This is a genomic window from Microcoleus sp. N3A4, assembly GCF_036701805.1.
Classification (GTDB): domain Bacteria; phylum Cyanobacteriota; class Cyanobacteriia; order Cyanobacteriales; family Microcoleaceae; genus Microcoleus.
In genome coordinates this window covers 43,484-61,069 of the sequence record NZ_JAUBRJ010000044.1, presented here as the reverse complement: position 1 = coordinate 61,069, position 17,586 = coordinate 43,484, and the positions used below count along the sequence as shown (strand labels likewise).

General features: G+C 42.7%; 14 protein-coding genes and 3 pseudogenes. 6 read left to right on the top strand and 11 right to left on the bottom strand.

The window, feature by feature from the left end; genetic code table 11:
* The coding region (locus QUA56_RS23115) for a DUF4347 domain-containing protein (RefSeq protein WP_333362103.1) at positions 1-2,042 on the bottom strand (2,042 nt) is incomplete at its 3' end.
* Positions 2,043-3,070: 1,028 nt separating this feature from the next.
* Between QUA56_RS23115 and QUA56_RS23110 the strand changes: the two genes are divergently transcribed.
* Positions 3,071-4,504 carry a transposase gene (locus QUA56_RS23110; RefSeq protein ID WP_333362101.1) on the top strand — a complete coding sequence of 478 codons (1,434 nt, stop codon included), beginning with the start codon at positions 3,071-3,073 and terminating at the stop codon, positions 4,502-4,504.
* 269 nt (positions 4,505-4,773) lie between these two features.
* On the opposite strand, the gene QUA56_RS23105 is transcribed toward QUA56_RS23110, so the two are convergent.
* On the bottom strand, positions 4,774-4,992 hold the full coding sequence (locus QUA56_RS23105) for a helix-turn-helix transcriptional regulator (protein WP_332955377.1): 219 nt from the start codon (positions 4,990-4,992) through the stop codon (positions 4,774-4,776).
* Positions 4,993-5,290: 298 nt separating this feature from the next.
* Here QUA56_RS23105 and QUA56_RS23100 point away from each other — a divergent pair, with 298 nt between their 5' ends.
* On the top strand, positions 5,291-5,761 hold the full coding sequence (locus QUA56_RS23100; RefSeq protein WP_333362098.1) for a hypothetical protein: 471 nt from the start codon (positions 5,291-5,293) through the stop codon (positions 5,759-5,761).
* Positions 5,762-5,908: 147 nt separating this feature from the next.
* Here the strand turns inward: QUA56_RS23100 and QUA56_RS23095 are convergent, their stop codons facing one another.
* The 4 genes and pseudogenes from QUA56_RS23095 to QUA56_RS23080 form a co-directional block, all read right to left on the bottom strand.
* Complete coding sequence (locus tag QUA56_RS23095) at positions 5,909-7,297, bottom strand: UDP-glucose/GDP-mannose dehydrogenase family protein (RefSeq protein ID WP_333362095.1); 1,389 nt, start codon at positions 7,295-7,297, stop codon at positions 5,909-5,911.
* Between the two features lie 148 nt (positions 7,298-7,445).
* Positions 7,446-7,874: pseudogene (locus tag QUA56_RS23090) on the bottom strand (GDP-mannose 4,6-dehydratase); the annotation flags it as partial.
* Positions 7,875-9,230: pseudogene (locus tag QUA56_RS23085) on the bottom strand (LAGLIDADG family homing endonuclease); the annotation flags it as partial.
* Positions 9,213-9,731 (bottom strand): annotated as a pseudogene (locus QUA56_RS23080) (GDP-mannose 4,6-dehydratase); the annotation flags it as partial. The pseudogenes QUA56_RS23080 and QUA56_RS23085, both read right to left, overlap by 18 nt.
* Before the next feature lie 535 nt (positions 9,732-10,266).
* On the opposite strand from QUA56_RS23080, the gene QUA56_RS23075 reads away from it, so the two are divergent.
* Positions 10,267-10,617, top strand: coding sequence for a hypothetical protein (locus QUA56_RS23075; RefSeq protein ID WP_333362092.1), 351 nt, complete (start codon positions 10,267-10,269; stop codon positions 10,615-10,617).
* Positions 10,595-10,954 (top strand): DUF5615 family PIN-like protein, encoded by a 360-nt coding sequence (locus QUA56_RS23070; protein ID WP_333362089.1) that lies wholly within the window; start codon positions 10,595-10,597, stop codon positions 10,952-10,954. Before QUA56_RS23075 ends, QUA56_RS23070 begins: the two co-directional genes overlap by 23 nt.
* Before the next feature lie 114 nt (positions 10,955-11,068).
* Here QUA56_RS23070 and QUA56_RS23065 read toward each other — a convergent pair whose 3' ends face one another.
* The 5 genes from QUA56_RS23065 to QUA56_RS23045 all read right to left on the bottom strand — a co-directional run bounded on the left by QUA56_RS23065 (position 11,069) and on the right by QUA56_RS23045 (position 13,336).
* Positions 11,069-11,254, bottom strand: a complete 186-nt coding sequence (locus QUA56_RS23065) for a hypothetical protein (RefSeq protein WP_333362086.1) — start codon at positions 11,252-11,254, stop codon at positions 11,069-11,071.
* Between the two features lie 79 nt (positions 11,255-11,333).
* A complete protein-coding gene (locus QUA56_RS23060) occupies positions 11,334-11,822 on the bottom strand; it encodes a zeta toxin family protein (protein WP_333362083.1) in 489 nt (162 codons plus the stop codon).
* A 73-nt stretch (positions 11,823-11,895) separates the two neighbouring features.
* Positions 11,896-12,324 (bottom strand): HNH endonuclease signature motif containing protein, encoded by a 429-nt coding sequence (locus QUA56_RS23055; RefSeq protein ID WP_333362080.1) that lies wholly within the window; start codon positions 12,322-12,324, stop codon positions 11,896-11,898.
* Positions 12,321-12,680, bottom strand: coding sequence for a hypothetical protein (locus QUA56_RS23050; protein ID WP_333362077.1), 360 nt, complete (start codon positions 12,678-12,680; stop codon positions 12,321-12,323). The genes QUA56_RS23055 and QUA56_RS23050 overlap by 4 nt, the downstream gene beginning before the upstream one ends.
* A 167-nt stretch (positions 12,681-12,847) precedes the next feature.
* Positions 12,848-13,336, bottom strand: a complete 489-nt coding sequence (locus QUA56_RS23045; protein ID WP_333362074.1) for a helix-turn-helix domain-containing protein — start codon at positions 13,334-13,336, stop codon at positions 12,848-12,850.
* Positions 13,337-13,941: 605 nt separating this feature from the next.
* On the opposite strand from QUA56_RS23045, the gene QUA56_RS23040 reads away from it, so the two are divergent.
* Both QUA56_RS23040 and QUA56_RS23035 read left to right on the top strand, forming a co-directional pair.
* The gene (locus QUA56_RS23040) at positions 13,942-14,820 is read left to right on the top strand and encodes a hypothetical protein (RefSeq protein WP_333362071.1); all 879 of its coding nucleotides are present in this window, start codon (positions 13,942-13,944) and stop codon (positions 14,818-14,820) included.
* Between the two features lie 8 nt (positions 14,821-14,828).
* The gene (locus QUA56_RS23035) at positions 14,829-17,585 is read left to right on the top strand and encodes a helicase HerA domain-containing protein (RefSeq protein WP_333362069.1); all 2,757 of its coding nucleotides are present in this window, start codon (positions 14,829-14,831) and stop codon (positions 17,583-17,585) included.
* Position 17,586: the final 1 nt, after the last annotated feature.

Sequence of the window (17,586 nt, the reverse complement as noted above, 5' to 3'; positions counted from 1 at the left end):
CTGTCGGTAACGGTGACGTTCGCCGCGGTGCTTGGGCCGTTGTTGACTGTCGAAATTGTGTAAGTAACTCTTTCACCCGGTGCAGCAGCAGCAGTCCCGCTTTTGGTGGTAACGAGGTCGGCAAGAGCATCAACAATTGTAGTTGGAACCTGAGAAGTTGGTTGAGAACTATTGTTGTTATCTGGCTTGGGGTCGTAAGTGCTGGAGTTGCTAAAGGCGGTGTTGGTTATGGTTGTGCCCACTGTTGTTGGGGAAACTGTGGCGGTGATGGTGCGGGTTTGGCTAGCACCGTTAGCCAGAGTCGGAATCGCCGGCCAGATGACCGTCCTCGTTGTGGGGTTGTATGTGGCGAGGTCGGAGGCGCCGACGAAACTTAAGCCATCTGGGAGGGGATCTTGAATCAGGACGTTTTCGGCGCTGTTTGGCCCGTTATTTGTGGAGGTAATCGTATAGGTAATCGTGCTATTGGGTATGGCATAGAGCGGGCCTTTTTTAACAATGGAAACGTCGGCTTGGAGTGCAGGCTCATCTATACTTTCGACAAGGAGATTGTTAACTTCGTGAATGTTTGTACTTCCTCCTGTCGCAGCCGCAAAGCCAAATTTAAAAGTAGCTGGCACTGCTCCGTTTACGGTTGCCAATGCCAAATTTGGTATGTCGATCAGTATTTCGCCCGGATCATCAAAGTCGCTGTCGTTGTTCAAGTCGAAGCCAACTGTCAGACGGTTAGGTGTTGCTGAAGTCGTCGGGAATAATGTAATTTGGACGCTTCTTTTAGTATTAAGATCGGTGCGAGCGGTGGCAGTTTCATTATCTATGCCAATAGCAACGGAAGCGTTAGTTATAAAACTATAGGTTCTACTTTCGCTGCCTCTAATTCCTATTGAATCTTTTGTAATTCCGGGACCACCCACACGCCCGAAAGTCGGTCGTGTTGGTGGGAGCGGTTGAGGCTCGGAAAAATTGCCAAACTCGTCTAATCCGACACCTAAGTAACCTCCTGAAATACCCTCCGATCTCAGAGCAGGATCTAGACTATTATTGCTACCATAGCCGAGAGATCCGCCAAAGCCTCCCGCTTTTGTTGGCGTTGCTGTTCCGTCAATCAGGAAAAAACTAATGCCATCGGCACCCTCGACGCTGGTACCTTTGTTATAGGCAAAGAAATCAAACGTAACTCTCAGACCTTCAGTGGTAGAGATGGGGTTGTTGTAGAGGACATAAGCTGATTGGTTATTCTCGTTTGATGTTAATCTCAAAGCGCCGGTGCCTGCTGGATCGTTATTTCCTAAACTGCGAATAATACCGTTGGGGTTGGCGGGGCCTGCCGTTAAGCCCGGTTGAGCGGAGGTGCCAGCAATTCCATATATCCAAGGCCCGATTACCGTTGAGTTTTTAAAGTTTTCATTGACTAAGGTAGCCAGGACTGATGTGTAGCTTTCTAGGACTTGTTTTTCAAAGGCTAATTCGGTATTTATTTGTCCTGTAGTAATTTCTAATTCCCAGTCGCCACCTAGTGCTGCACTGCCTGTTAGGTTGTTGGAAGCGGCAATATTTGCTCCCGTTAATTCGCTGAGTTTTTGTATGAATTTAATGCCGGATTCGCCGGCGGCTACGTTACAGCCGTAAAGCAGAATGTTGCCTTGCTCGCTAAGGGCTTTTCGCCACTGCTGCAATTGGCTGCTGTAGGTTTCTAGGTTATCAAGATTCAGTTCTGTTGAGCCAATTTCTACTGCTGCTTCTCGGCCGTGAGAAACTATGTGCAGGCTGGTGATGCTGCTGCGCTGACCCAAAATTTCCGTGATTTGCTCGATCGCCCCCCTGGTTTCACTGAGTACAAATACTTCCGTTCCTGCTTTGATGCCACCGATCAATTGCTCGTAGTTTTCTACTCGGGAGTCAACAACCACTAGAGATTTTTTCGCTTCACGCCCTGCTGTAGAGCTTGCTTCTTTTAAAAAAAAGTTGTTTTTAGTGGCAATATTCGTAAGTTTAGGTATTTTTACGGCTGACAAATTCGGCAGATTGGAGATCATTTTCATTATTCCCTGGTTTACTTATTAGTTTTAACCTACCCAGCTTGAGAAAGTTCCATAAACACCAAAATATAAATTTTCAATAATTATTTATTTAAAAACAATAATTACTTACGTATTTTTTTGGTTGAGATTTTAGGAAAGAATTGGACGAGGACTGCTGCGGGCGATCGCGAGTCGCTAAGAGGACAAATTACCGCAACTCCTACGCAAGGGTTGTCTGGCTTTGACTGCGCCAGTCAGTTCTTTTTATTGGAGAAGAAGCGATGCCAGAACATGGATATTTCGATCGCTCTTTATACAAAATCCGGATTAAAAACCCCCCTTTATTCTTGAGTTATTCTCACAGCGGACGACATTTGGTGTTAGATCTGTTTCAACCGCCAAATTTTATAAAGGGGTTTTTAATCCGGATTTCTATTACTTACGCCTTGCTGAAAAAAGTCCGTGATTTCGGTAACGCGACGGTACTCAGTACGGTTGTAAGTGTTACTTTTTATTGAACATTCACAGTAAATCCACTGAAAAAATCTGTTTCCGAGAATTAGAAAATTTTTAATTTGAGATTCAATTTACTGCTGTTGCCTTTTGACACCGCCACAAAACTCAGTTACTGAAGCACTATCAAAAAAATATCGGAACGACTACTAAAACATAAAAAATTAACATAATGTAAGACAAGTTAACAAAAGTGGGAGTTGACAAATTGCACCAATCTATGATTTCACTTATTGGGTATTCGCAGCCAAAAGCAGTGAAGCGATCGCAGGATTTGAGAATTGAATGCCCGATTTGTGCAAAAAATTATTTTAACTAACAGCCGGGAAGTCCCTCAGTATATTTCGAGGGGACGCATCACAGCGCTGCGCGAAGTACCCCGTTGGGAATTACCGAGCGTGATGTCCAGAAGCGTCGGGTGTAGGTACCGAAACCGACAATTAGACTTTGCGAAGACCTTAAATTTTGAGGCACGTTCTAAATATTGTAGTAGGAAAATGGTATATTAAAGTAGGTCGAAAAAAAGCAGTTAAAAAATGCAACTGACATATAAATACCGCCTCAAACCCACAAAAGCCCAACTAATAACCATCGCCACCCACCTAGAACTCTGTCGTAGGCAGTACAACTATCGAATGGGTGAAAGATTTAGATGGTGGGAGTCCACGAGAACGCCTATTAATGCTTGTCCTTTAATTGTTTCTATAGTCCCGATTGAGGAAATTTATCAAAATATTCCTTTGACGAGAGTGCAAACTAGGGACGGCAGAAAAAAGGATGAGTCAGGCAATTTTTTGACCAGGAAAGGTGACGTTTTCTCGAACATTGAAGGCGGATATGTACAGTGGCAAACTATACAAGTGGCTGACCTGAAAAACACAAAAAAGCTATTTCCTGATTACAAACTGTTAGATTTTCAGGTTTTGCAAGATGTGGTAAATAGAGTGGAAACTTCTTTCTCAAACTTTACCACGCCCGACAAAAATGGCAATCGTAGAAGCAAGCCCAAGTTCAAAGGGTTTCATTACTACAAGTCGTTCACATACCCTCAACTGAATAATATTGATCCGATCGAGGATGAGCAAAATAGGATTTGTATCAAACTCGCAAAAATAGGTCAAGAGCCTATGGTTTTCCATCGTCCAATACCAACAGGATTCAAGGTTAAGACGGGTACAGTTATCAGAGAAGGGGATGGGTGGTATATTTCCCTGACGCTAGAAGATCAAACAGTTCCCGTAACGGTTGCAGAAATTCAACCGACTGAGGAAAACAGTCTCGGTATTGATTTGGGAATCACCAATTATGTCTATATGTCCAATGGTGAAAGAATTGAAAACCCGAGAGTCTTGAGAAAGTCGGCCCAGAAATTAGCTAGACTTCAAGCGAAAATTTCTCAAAAATTCAAGGGTTCTAAATCTTGGCAGATTATCAAAGGTAAGATTTCTAAGCTTCACCAATTTGTAGCCAGAGCGAGACTTGATTTTCAGTTTAAAACAGCACATTACCTATTTGGTAAATGTGAAGTTTTAGTGGTTGAAGATTTGAGTGTCAAGAATTTGACCAGACGTGCCAAAGTCAAGACTGAAGTGGAGGATGGCAACTTGGTTTATTTGCCAAACGGTCAAGCGGCTAAAAGTGGATTAAATAAATCAATGCTTGATGCTGCTCACGGTCAATTCGCTACTGTGCTCAAATATGTTGCCTGGAAATTGGGTAAAAGCGTTTTATTTGTTGACCCAAAAGGAACTTCTCAACACTGCTGGAATTGCCAGGGTAAAGTACCGAAGGACTTGTCGGACAGATGGCATTATTGTCAGTGTGGAGAATCTTTGGATCGAGATGAAAATTCAGCTAAACTTATCAAGAAGATTGGCTTAAGTTACGAAAGTGGCGGTGGTTCTACGTCACTCAAAAAAGCCTTTGAAAAAAAGGAAAAAGAAGCCTGCGGTCTAACGGTAATCCGTTGACCGTCAGGTTTGTTCACACAGAGGTGCTTGACTGCATCATTGGCTTGAGTGCCCACTATCCCATCGAAAGCGTTGAGAAGACCTCCCAATAGCAAAGCATCTAGCATTTGACGGTTCTCCTGATGCGCTGCTGCAAGCGGGTTAATTCAATGATAGGGGCTCGAGTTTCGTTGCGGGCGATCGACCTATGCTGAAATCATTACATCAAAACTTCGATCGTCAGATCAAAAGTCGATCGCTACAAAATTGAATTTAAGCAAAACGTTCAACTATTTTTCTAGGATTACGACGAAATCCTCAATCATCACATCAAAAGTTCGAGCCAACTTGTGAACTGCGGCAAAGTCAACCATTGCCATCCCCTGAGAACGGGCATAATTGCTAATCGTACTGTAGCCCACGCCCGATCGCTCTGCAACTTCCTTGAGCGTCCATCCCTTCTGGGCCGCCAACTCTCGAACCCGCAACCTGACTAAGCCTTTGCTCATATTCACTATTTACAAAATTTTGGATTTATTATAATATATCAAAAAGCGATCGCCCCGGTCATTCGATTTTAGATTTTAGATTTTAGATTTTAGATTGACTCTAAAGATGAATCTGGGAGCTTGAACGTTGGTCGAAAATTTTGCGCCTCTCATGGCAGAAGTCGGGGCTTGTCTCCGTTTTGCGGCGGAGTCAACGAAACTAAAGACGATCGCCAGTTAAAATTAATCCCGACAGATAATTTCTGTCGATCGCACTTAGCAGAGATAGATTTAGCTACCACCACCATATGCAACTACAATGATATCAGAAAATCAGTTAAGAGCGTCAGCGATCGGCGCATCAAAAATTATTCACAAATCGTCGATCGTCAATCCGCGATCGAGATTTGTCACCGAAGAAACAGTAGCACTCCTGTTCAACATCTCACCAGACCAAATTTACCGGATCGAATGCTGTCACAACATGGTGTACGTGCACGCCAAAGGCCTCAGTAGATTTGTCAGCTACGCCGATTTCCCCCCAATCTTAGAAGTAAAACAGCCCTGTACTGGAGATTTTCTCGGATGGTACAAACGCTGGAAACGGACACAAGCACCAGAATTTTGGACTAAATTCTATACGTACAACTTCAAAGCCGCTGTTTCAGTAGACAGCTTGCTTGAGTGGGGTAAATTAGTAGCTACAGTTAAATCGGTAATTTCTGCCTCAGCACTGCAACAGCTACGAGATGTTTACGCTCAAGAAAAAGATTTGATGGAAAATTTTTAAAGCAGGCGAGGCGGGTAAACCCGCGATTGTTGGCCACCAGCAATATAAATGTAGGGTGGGCAATGCACACCCTACGGGATAGATATTTTCGTTTGTAAGGTGCGAATTGTGCACCTACGAGATAGAGATTCTACTCAAAACTATTCTTTACCTTCCAATTCCCACATATTGGAAACCAGCGGCTTCTAAAACCTTCTTGTCTAAGAAATTGCGGCCGTCAATCATCACCGCATGATCCATCAACTTCGCCATTTTCTCGTAATCTAAATTGCGAAACTGTTCCCAGTCAGTCACTAACACCAAAGCATCGCAACCGTCTGCCAACCTTTCGGGATCGGTTTCTACCAAAACTCCCGACAAACCGTGACGCATTCCAGTTTGAGAAACAATCGGATCGTAAGCTTTAACTTTCGCTCCCAATCGATTCAAACTCTCGATTAAATTCAGCGAAGGAGCATCCCGCAAATCGTCAGTATCCGGCTTGAAAGTCAAACCCAAAAGTCCGACAGTTTTACCTTTGAGAATCTTCAAAACGTGCTGCAACTTTTCAATAGCAATCAACCGCTGGCGTTCGTTAACTTCCACCGCCGCTTTCAGCAAATGCGCCTCGTAGCCGTAATCCTCAGCAGTGTGAACTAAAGCCGAGACATCTTTGGGGAAACAAGAACCGCCCCAACCGATGCCAGCTTGCAGAAACTTGTTGCCAATCCGCGAATCTAAACCGATACCTTTCGCTACTTGGGTAACATCTGCACCGACGCGATCGCAAATATTAGCAACTTCATTAATAAAGCTAATCTTCGTAGCCAAAAAAGCATTAGCTGCGTACTTAATCATTTCCGCTGAACTGATATCAGTCATCACCACAGGCACAGATGGCAAAGACGGATTTTCTGCAAACTTGCGATCGACAATCGGCCTGTATAACTGTAGCATCATATCCATAGCCCGCTGAGAATTGCTCCCGAGAACAATGCGATCGGGATTAAAAGTATCGAAAACAGCACAGCCCTCCCGCAAAAACTCCGGGTTGCTAACCACATCAAATACCACGCCCGTTTTTGCTGCGACTTCCTCACCAGTAACACCATCACCGCTTTGAGGTTTTTGACGTTCTGCTAAACCGTCTAGTACAATCCTTCGCACCCAATCCCCCGAACCGATGGGCACTGTCGATTTGTTTACTATTACTTTGTAATCGCCGTCGAGGTGAGCGCCAATTCCGCGAGCAACCGCTTCCACGTAGCGAGTATCGCTTTCCCCAGTAGGCAAAGGAGGTGTCCCCACGGCAATGAATAAAATGTCCCCGTGGGCAACTCCTGCTGCTAAATCCGAAGTAAATTCTAGATTTCCCGATTGAGAGGCAGAGTGCATTAATTCAGACAGTCCGGGCTCAAAAATTGGCGACTGTCCCGATTTCATTAATTTAACTTTTTCTTCGTTGTTGTCTACGCAAATCACGTGGTGGCCGATGTGGGCCAAGCAAGTGCCGGTAACTAAACCAACGTATCCTGTACCGATGACGCAAACGTGCATAGAAATCTCCTCAAAGCTAGTAAATAAATCAGGTAGGAATTGGGAATCGGGAATCGGGAATTGGGAATTGGGAATCGGGAATTGGGAATAAGGAATAAGGAAGATTTTTTCCCTCCCCCACTCTCCCCGTCTCCCCCTCTCCCTGTCTCTACTTTTGGTTTCCCTCGATGCGATCGCGAAAATCTTTTATAGTCAACTCTAAACCTCGATCCAGCGGCACAGTTGGCTCCCACCCCAACCAAGTTTTAGCACGAGTAATATCCGGTTGTCGCTGTTTTGGATCGTCTTCCGGCAGTGGTTTAAAGATAATTTCTGCCCCTGGATTAATCGTATTTTGAATTTTTTGTGCTAGTTCCAAAATAGTGTATTCGCCGGGATTCCCCAAATTCATCGGCCCGATTTTGTCGCTATTCATCAAACGAATAAATCCTTCCACCAAATCTGAAACGTAGCAGAAACTCCGGGTTTGGGAACCGTCGCCGTATACTGTCAGCGGTTGATTCCGCAAAGCTTGAGCAATAAAATTGCTCACTACTCTGCCGTCATTTTCCAACATCCGAGGGCCGTAGGTATTATGACAGCAAACGCAGTAAGTACCGCCTACAAAATTCTCTCCGTCGGGAACAGAAAAGTCGTATACATCCTCATCGATTTCAAACTCTTCTATGGCTTTAACTTTTGCCCAAGCTAAATCCCCTGTGATTTTAGCTTGCAGTTTTTGTTTGGCATTAGCAAGATTGAGAATGCTGTACTCGTCCAACCCTTGAACCGTTATCCGGTAAGACTTGTATTTTTTGCTGTCTCCTTTTCGGACTGTTGTCTCGAATTCTGACACACTTCCAACTATCCCGAATTTAGCTAGAATTAGCACCAGTTTTTCAATGATTTTTTGGCTGGAACTGTTAAACACTAGCAGCGAACCCGTTGTTTTCGCGTCGTGATTCCCGTCGCCTTCCCAGAAACCGTGTAAAAAGTGAACTAACTGTTCTTTGGGAAGTTGCAAAATCCAATTTGGTATATCTTTTTTGGTGCTTAATTCTTTGCCAAACCCCAAAATATTGACAACTAGATCGACAATTATTTTTGACCTGACGTTAACCGAGGGCGATCTTTTCTCCTCTTTGTCAAATCGAATTTCACACTCGCAGCCAAATAATTCTCGCGTCACTTGGATCAGCTTTTCCAGATCTTTGACATTTGAGCTAAATACGAGCTGGCGGTCTTTTTCTGTATGAACCAAACAGCCTTCTGCTAAGTAAAATCCCAAAAACCACAGGAAATCACTGACATTTTTGATGTAATTGTTGATTGCTTTGACGGATTGATAGCCAGATATTTTGTCTTTTTTGGTCAAAGATAATCCCAATTCTTGCCAAAGTTGCCAGGGAATTTTGTTGCCTGCTTCGTATTTTTTGATGGTGCTGAAGTATTGGCGATTGCTGATTCCTTTTCGAGCGAAATATCCATATATCTGCTCTCGGAATTTTTCTAAGTATGCGATCGCATCCTCGCTGATTACCCACAGCCCTGGTGCATTAACTTTATCGCTAATGTAAAAAGGTTCCAAGGGACGATCGATAAAAGGAATGTAACTGGGAACCGCTACATCATCTCCAACCTTTAAGTCTTTGCCAAATACGGCTTGAGGCAACCCTTGGCTGTCGCGAGTAAACAAACTGTGGTCTTCAGTAATTTTTACTTGTTTGCCCCAGGTTGTTGCAATTTTATACCCTTTCTTCGTCACTTTGTGTTTCCAAATTGCCGAGATTGGTTTTAAGCGCATTTTTCCCTGTTCGTCAAAGCAAGGAACTGAAACATTTGATATGTCACCTCCGATCCGACTGTAGCATTCCTCAAATGTTTCGTAATAAAGTCGATCTCCTTTGTAATAGAGAACTTTTTGATCGCCTGTCAAACTGTTAAAAATTCGCACAACTCGAATGTCTACCCCATTTTGCCGGTGGTAATCAAACGATAGGGTTTCAGCTACTCGCTTCCCTTCGTCATAACAACTGCGAATTCCTATACAATTAACGTTGCCGCGATAATCTTCTGTTTGCGGATGTACGTCAGGATCTCCGTACACTTCGGAAGTGGAAGCGAGAAAAAATCTTGCTTTCACCCGTTTAGCCAATCCCAGCATATTTAATGTGCCGATGACATTAGTTTTGATTGTCTTGACGGGGTTGAACTGATAGTGTACTGGCGAAGCGGGACAAGCCAGATGGTAAATCTGATCTACCTCTAACCGAATCGGTTCCGTGATGTCGTGGCGGATCAGCTCAAAATACGGGTTGTCCAGCCATTTGAGGATATTGCGTTTAGTCCCGGTGTAAAAATTATCCAGGCAGACTACCTCGTGTCCTTGGGCCATTAAGCGATCGATTAGGTGGGAACCGAGGAAACCAGCACCGCCTGTGACTAAAATTCTCATTGTGGAAACTGCCGTTCTGTTTAGGGGTGGGACTGTGGTACAAAAATTCAGTCGATCGAATGAAACTTTCTAATAGAATAACAAAATTGCGATCGACAATGTAAACACTTATGCGTCACCTGCATAAAATCTTTAATTAACTTAGCATTTTCAAAGAGTTTGAACAAAATGCTATAATTCGCAAATCTTAGCTAGCACTTTTTATTTAAGCTTCAATATTTCCGAAAAAATACTGTTGACAATAATTTTATTTTGAGTTATTGATTGTTGGTTGTTTGTTATGCGATCGCTTCTGTCTTAGGTTGGGCGATTCCCTACGGGATAGCTACGCTTGACGCATTTTTTGTGGAGAGTGCGATCGTATTTTATTTCAGCTAAGGAAGAAAAGGGCGATTCCCTACGGAATAGCTACGCTACACGGGCTTTTTTGAGAAAATGAGGGGCGATCGCAGCTATACCTCGCTAGAATTCAAGGTGAAATTATAGTAAAATGATAGTTGGTAGTACGAACTGCTAAAAAGGAAGGATTAGAACTGTGCAACTAGAAGAATATTTCAACTTTATAGCACTTGATGACATTCGCTTGAAAGATTCGCGCATCGGAATTGAAACTATCCTGTACGAGTACATTTATCGAGCTCGCACTCCCGAGGAAATTGCTAATATTTACACTTCTCTGAGTCTCGAACAAGTGTATGCCACCATTCTGTATTATCTCCACAACAAAGAAACAGTGAGTAAGTACATCGCTGACTGGTTGGACTGGGGACGTAGAATGCGAGAAGAACAGCAGCGAAATCCGTCACTTGTTGTGCAGAAACTGATGCAGTTAAAGGCAGAAAGAGCAGTTAAAAAGGAGAACAATGCTCAAATATCTCATGGATGAAAATGTTAATCCAGTTTATATAAACCAACTGCGACGACGGCAATCAGACTTGATCGTTCGGGCGGTGGGAGAACCTGATACTCCTCCCAAAGGTACATTAGATCCAGAAATCCTAATTTGGTGTGAAGTGCATAACTTTGTGCTGGTGACTAATAATCGCAAGTCAATGCCCGTACACTTAGCCGATCGTATTGCCCAAGGTAACCACGTACCTGGTATTTTTATCTTCAACCCAGATATGAGTATTGGGGAGACACTTAACGAGTTGATTACGATCGCAGGAGGTTCTTTTGATGAGGAATACCAAGACCAAATTATTCACTTGCCAATTCCTTAAATTAATTGAGACTTGAGTCTTTGGAATTGTGTGGGATATTTTATCCTAAATTTATACGTGCGATCGCACTTTGTTGAGAAGTTGTGACATCGGCGGGTATCGCTTATTACCAAATTAACTTACAGTATCGCTATCCGATCGCGGTGGAATCTCAGCAGCAGTTAAAGTCACGATTTTACCGTCACGCCAGATTTTAATTGATTGTCCTAGTCTCCGGTGTTTTTCAATGGCTTCGGCGATGGCTGCTTTGACACCTGCGTCAATGCGATCGGATAACTTGACAAGTTTTTTTTCAGTCATTTTACTAATTTATAATGCGATTCCAAGTTTCACTGTCAGAGATTAGGGTTTCGTCTTCCGCACTACCTTCAGCAATTAGTCAGATAGTATCTCTAGAATTATCATAGACTATCCAGCGATCGCACAAAGGCAGATATAATGAAGTTAAGTTTCTGCGTCCGCGATCGTATCGCCTGCGGATGACATCTTCGGGAATAGAACGTCCGCCACTTTCCACCCGTTGTTGCACCCGTTCAATTGCCATTTCTGGGGATGGCAGCCAGAAGTAAATCAGGTTGATTGTGTAGCCTTTGGTTTTACAGTTGCTCAAGAATCGAGCGAAGTTGCGAGCTGCTAGAGTTGTCTCGAAGGCGAAATCAGTCCCAGAGTCTGATAAAGTTCGCAATCTTTGTATCATTAAGGGTCCTGCGAGGATGGCGACTGACTCTGGATTGAATTGGGAGATTCCGGCGGCGATCGCATCTGCATTGACATATTCAAAACATTCTAAAAAATAGGGTAATAATCTCAGGGAAACTGTAGTTTTACCTGAACGGTTAGGGCCGCCAATAATGTAAAGATTTGGCATAATTGCGCTTCAACTTTTACTCATACTATTAAGCATCCGTATACGGGTTATGGTGTGGCTTGAACACGATCGATTAATCGGGTTTTGTTAACGATCGAATTTTGATCGATAGCTTACGTTCGGCCAGATATTCTGCACGATTAACCTGTAATAAACGCACAGTGACTCGACCGATCGCAGTTAGAGGTTCGATCGTACCACTTTCAGTTTGAAGTTGAAAATGGTCTTCCCAGCGCTCTTTTCGAGGATTGTAAAGTCGAACCACTTCACCTGTTTCTGGATCGATCGAGGCAATGTCGCTGCCTTTATTTTTGTTACAAAGCGAGCAATACAAAGCCAGATTGCTTTCAACTGTTTCACCCCTATGTTTTTCTGCGATGATATGGTCTACTTGATGAGACGAGAGGGCGAGTGTTTCTGGGATTAAACAATATTCGCAACATCCGTTGGCGCGATCGCATACCATTCGTCGCAGACTAGCTGAAACGTAGGTTTTACTCATGCTGCCTCGCTCAGTTTCAGCAGGGCTTGCGCTTTGGCAATGCGTACTAAATGTTCGACAAATTCGTATTGTTGCCACAGGCGCTGCTCGATCGGCGTGAGTCCTTCTGTGCGATTTTTCTCTAATAAAGTATCGATTTCAGCTTGAAGATCGTCGGATAAACGCAGGGCTAATATTTCTTGGGGCGAGGGTAAACTTGCTATAAATTCTAATATCTGCGTGAGTCCAGAAAATCCGCTTGAAGGATTGGCTTCGACTTCCCTCAATCCCAGCATCAAAATCTGTGGTAACTCATCTTTGAGAGTATCTAGCCGCAGTGCTAGTTCGTCGGGAATTTGAAGGGTAATTGTTGCCATTTTTTTACTCACTGACGCTCTCATTGAATGGTAGCACAATAAAAGTACGATCGCCCTTTTTTGAGAAATGCAGTGTGCGATCGCCCCGCGCGATCGGGTAAAGGTGCGATCGCCCTTCCTGATTTTAGTCGCTTCACCCTACCAATCTGTTGATTTGTGGCTAAATTTTAGTTACCGTTGTTATCGTTGATGTCTAGATTTTGTATTGAGAGTTCTGAATCTGGTGAAGTCGGTATTCGCAGGTTGATAAAAAATACTATTTGATTTTTATCTATATTTATATTCGTTACATTAACAACACAATTTTCAGGTAATAAATCTTTGACTGGTAATTTAGCAGACGACTGAGTTTTATATCCAGCATCCTCAAGCCATTCAGCAATATTTCTCCAGTTTTCTATCTTTTCAATCCCTTTACCCACAAAGGCTTTAACGTATTTATAAATAGTGGCACACAGGTCAGTTTCAACTCCCTTGGGATTCTTTTGCAGCTTTTCGGCGATTTCAGCCGGACTGTAGCCACACAGCAACCCCCGCAGATGCAGCTTTTCTACGGGGGTGAGAGGCTTTCCCTTAACGGCGGCCAAGTCCGAGTACAGAGTTTTTAAGTCCCACCGGCTTTCGGATTCGACGAAGCGATCGTTTGTGGATGCCATAGATGGGTGTCTCTAAATTTCCTGATGGAATTCTAACATAACTCCTGATGAGTGTCAGGTTATTACCAGACTCAGCTAGCGTATGATAAGTGAATGCTAAAGCGCAAGTAATGAAATTTAAAGGTCAAAACCTTTGTGGAAGGGCTTTTTAGCCGTCACTGACTACAGTTAGCGACCTGACTGGGGAGTAAGGCTGAACTTTGGTAAATTTCTCACTTTGACTCTAGTCTTTGGCACTGTCGGTAATTTTTTTAATTTATTTTCTGGGATTTTGCATAATTTTCTGGATTTGTCCCTGATATATAAACAGGAGGCTGTAGCGGGTCTTCTTGGGAAGGAGTTCGTGTTTGTGAGTGCGATAGGCCAAAGCTTTGCCATGCAAGACTTTTGCTTGGTCATAGAAGTTTGGAATTTGATCGGTAGCTAAGGCTATTTGTAAACTTTTGTAAAGAATTTCGTAACTTTTGCATAAAAGTTAGGGTTCTAGCCTGATAGACAAATAGAGGGTTGCAAGCCACTTGTAGGCGATCGACTTCGAGAGGGCGATCGTTTGGTGAGCGAAGCTTAGCAATTGCTTTCTAAAAATCCCAGATTTGAGAGGAGATATGACTATGAATGATTTTAGAAGTGAAAAGACGAGATTACAGTCAAAACCAGCGATTCTGACGCAATCTTGGGTGATTTGGGAGTTTTCTGCCGTAATAGAAACAAAGGGATTCAAGTTTGAGACAGTTAACTTACATGACATCCTCAAAGCGGAACTGCAAGCACAGCAAGTTCCCATTGATGTTTTTTATACCAATGCTGGCTGGATTGTAGAAGGTGCTGGAGACGCACTCAAAATTGATAAAGATGTGAGGGCTAGGGTTACAGCTAATCTCAGAAACTCTATCTATACTAATATGCAGTTTATTGCTGGGATCGATTACTTCGGTGATTCCAATTGGGCAGATATCCAAATGATGATGATTGTCCAGCCAGAAAAACCGTCCGAACTACCCGCAGCACCAATACGACCTCAAGCAGCTAACACTCAACCTTTAATTCCAGATGCAGCTTTTCTGGTCTTGGCACTCATCGCTGTTGGCTTGTTTTATTCAGGGAATGGGGGTTTACAAGTCCTTAGCATAGTTGGAGTAATGGGTGCATTAGGAATTTACATGACATCAAATTCTCAGGTAGCTGAAGCGAAGAGAAAGTATGAATCGCAACTTGCTATATATCAAGAGGAGAATATAGAAAGAAACAGGAAAATAGAAAAAATTAAGCTGGAAGAAGAAGAACTGAAACGCAATCGTCTATGCCGAAGTTTTCAGTGGGATGATTTGAGGGTATTGCATACAATAATGACTTTCTCAGTTCGCAAGATAATCCGGGATAATTGGCTGCAAAAAGGAGCAACTGTTAAAGAGTTTGTGCATCAGACTAAAAATGAAGAAATTATTCCAGAAAGCAAGAAGAATATTTTTGATGAGTTTCAGTAAATACTACCATGCTTACTACTACATCTAAACTCAAGTACTGGAGAGGTTCCGCACCCGGAACAGCTCAGCCTCAAGAAGTTGATACTTACAATTATCATGCTGTAAATGTCTTTAAGCTTAAAGGGGTTTCTGACTTTGCATCAGGTCGATTTAAGCTCATGGAACACTTAGACCCCTCTGGTAGAGTCGGTTTTGTTGCCGGGTGGCAAAAAAGTTTTCTCAAAAGTCTTGCTTATTTCAGCTACACCCAATTTGACGATCCAAGTGCTAACGCTTCTTGTGGCTATAGTCTGAGAATTGTTTATCATCAAGCACCGCAAGGATCTAAATCTACAGAGGTATATTTCATAGCACGGGTGGCAAGCAATAGCAGCCCAAAAATAACAGAGGATCTTCAAAAAAAGCAAGCACAATATATTAAGAGTAGCTTGAGGTCTCCTCTCTACCAATTTGATGAGAATACAGAAAATAAATTTGACTGGCTACCATCGTGGCTTAACTGTACTCAGCAGCTTTATTGCTATGAAATTCTCAAGTCAGAAGAAATATTTCAATGGCTAGTAGACCGTGACGATCGGCAGCGTCAAAATTTTTATTATTCCCCTGGTAACTTTCAAGTTAATAAGGCGAATAATATGGTAGCCTTATTTGAACAACTTCAAGGATATCAACAACCTAAAGGATACGAACAACCTGTTTGTATCGATTTAACCTTAGTGCCAACGAGGGTTGAAGGCTACGAGAAAAAAACCACTTCTCGATACTTAGAGGCACTAAATCAAGCCAGTAAGGGTATCCGTGAAGAAGAGATAGATCCTGACAGCAATACTCAAAGAGCCAAGTCAGTGTATGAAGATATCAAGAAAAGGTATTATTCAGGGATAGTTTTTCTTTATAGCTTCCGAGTTTTCTCGCCTGATGACGATACTTGTCAAAGCGTTGCTAACCAGCTAGCTGCAACCTGTACGGCAAACACAGTTAGCCCGCGAGTTGTACAAGTTATTGATAGCGAATATGCAGTACAAACCGCCTTGCAAATTAATATAAACGAGCAAGCTTGTACGCCGGGAATGTGGGATACATCAGGAAAGATATTGCCTGGATTTCCCGGCGGGCCAGGAATGCTCAAAAGATTGCATCGCTTGGTAGATTTGGATGAAGCGGCAGCATTTTTCCGTTTACCCATCCCAATCAATCAGTCTTGTGCAGGTGTGGAGTACGATACAGGTTCAGCTTTTGTTTCTGAAACATCCAAGAATGCAAAGCGTAAAACAATTACTATCGGTAATTACTACCGCAATGTTAAAACTAATGAGGTTTGTGAATTTGATATTGAGCAGCTAAAAACTCATCTGCTTGTCGTGGGGGGTTCTGGTAGTGGTAAGACAACGACAACTTTTAACATTTTGACTCAGTTATGGGAAAAGCATAGAATACCTTTTATGGTATTTGATCCCAAGGTGACACCAGAATATCGTTATCTAAAGCGACTACCTCAATTTAAAGATGATTTGCTCATTTTTACCCCTGGTAGAGAGGATATTACTCCTTTCCGCTTTAACCCCTTTGATGTGATGCCGGGGGTTTCGGTACAGAATCATATTTCGAGGATATTTGACTGCTTCATGGGAGCATTGCCACTAGAAAATCCGCTGCCGTCTTTTATTCAAGAAGCCATTGATTATCATTATGATAAGAAGAAATGGCAACTAGCTCTGAGTCGGGGAGGAGAAGTTGGTAAGGATGGGAAACCTTTGGAAATTCCTACTATGCAAGAACTCTATAACAAAGTTCTTGATTTAGCCGAAAAGAATTATGGAAGCGATCGAGAAGTAGGCGATCGCATTAAAGGAGCACTCAAAGCAAGATTGTATCGACTGGTTTCTAAAAGAGGGGAGGGTTCAATGCTGCAAGCAAACAGACCTTTACCATTCGCGGAACTTCTTAGCAAGCCCGTTATTTTTGAACTCGGTGGGTTAAATCAAGAAGAACAATCTTTATTTTCTCTGTTCATGCTAGTTTTTGTTTTCGAGTATATTCGCACTGTCAGAATTGAACAGTTTCAGCCACAACGCATGGGTGAGAGAGCAACAGATTTAGATTTACGCCATGTAATTTTAGTTGAAGAAGCCCATAATATGCTCGGAAAAGTCCAAACTTCCGGGGATGAGGCTAATTCAAAATCTCAAGTGGTTGATAAGTTTGCTCAAATCATGCGTGAAATGCGTGCGGCAGGAGAAGGAGTAATCGTCGTCGATCAATCCCCAGCAGCCTTGGCACAGTCGATTGTAGATGCTACAAATTTAAAGCTAATGCACCGCTTACCTTCTCCCGATGATAGAGAATATCTCGGTAGGGCAATGTGTTTAACGGAAGGCGAAGCACAATTATCAGGTATTTTTTCACCTGGTGAAGCTTTCTATTATGTCCCTGGTTGGGATGCCGCTCGTCGGGTAGCTACAGAGAATTTCAAGAATAAATCGGGAGTGACAGAAAAACTAGAAACATTTTTTACAGACGATGATGTTATTGCTTCTATGCGTGAGTTTATGGAGCATGACAGAGAGGAGTTAATTTTAGCTTTTCAGGCTGAGATTTCTCGGTTACATGATAATGTCACAGGCTTGAAGAAACTATTAGAGAGCAATAAACTGTCAGATGAAGCGAAGGAGGGTACTAAAAAAGAAATCAAACAAAAAGAATATCAAAAGCAACGCTTTGAGTATGAAATTCAAATCTTATCTAGGAAAACTGGAGGTAATTAGT

What these genes read in the sequence shown, in the direction of transcription:
- QUA56_RS23040 (WP_333362071.1), top strand. Translation starts at nt 13,942, where the DNA reads ATGACTATGAATGATTTTAGAAGTGAAAAGACGAGATTACAGTCAAAA.
- QUA56_RS23070 (WP_333362089.1), top strand. Translation starts at nt 10,595, where the DNA reads ATGCTCAAATATCTCATGGATGAAAATGTTAATCCAGTTTATATAAAC.
- QUA56_RS23095 (WP_333362095.1), bottom strand. Translation starts at nt 7,297, where the DNA reads ATGCACGTTTGCGTCATCGGTACAGGATACGTTGGTTTAGTTACCGGC.
- QUA56_RS23035 (WP_333362069.1), top strand. Translation starts at nt 14,829, where the DNA reads ATGCTTACTACTACATCTAAACTCAAGTACTGGAGAGGTTCCGCACCC.
- QUA56_RS23060 (WP_333362083.1), bottom strand. Translation starts at nt 11,822, where the DNA reads ATGCCAAATCTTTACATTATTGGCGGCCCTAACCGTTCAGGTAAAACT.
- QUA56_RS23050 (WP_333362077.1), bottom strand. Translation starts at nt 12,680, where the DNA reads ATGGCAACAATTACCCTTCAAATTCCCGACGAACTAGCACTGCGGCTA.
- QUA56_RS23065 (WP_333362086.1), bottom strand. Translation starts at nt 11,254, where the DNA reads ATGACTGAAAAAAAACTTGTCAAGTTATCCGATCGCATTGACGCAGGT.
- QUA56_RS23110 (WP_333362101.1), top strand. Translation starts at nt 3,071, where the DNA reads ATGCAACTGACATATAAATACCGCCTCAAACCCACAAAAGCCCAACTA.
- QUA56_RS23105 (WP_332955377.1), bottom strand. Translation starts at nt 4,992, where the DNA reads ATGAGCAAAGGCTTAGTCAGGTTGCGGGTTCGAGAGTTGGCGGCCCAG.
- QUA56_RS23055 (WP_333362080.1), bottom strand. Translation starts at nt 12,324, where the DNA reads ATGAGTAAAACCTACGTTTCAGCTAGTCTGCGACGAATGGTATGCGAT.
- QUA56_RS23100 (WP_333362098.1), top strand. Translation starts at nt 5,291, where the DNA reads ATGATATCAGAAAATCAGTTAAGAGCGTCAGCGATCGGCGCATCAAAA.
- QUA56_RS23045 (WP_333362074.1), bottom strand. Translation starts at nt 13,336, where the DNA reads ATGGCATCCACAAACGATCGCTTCGTCGAATCCGAAAGCCGGTGGGAC.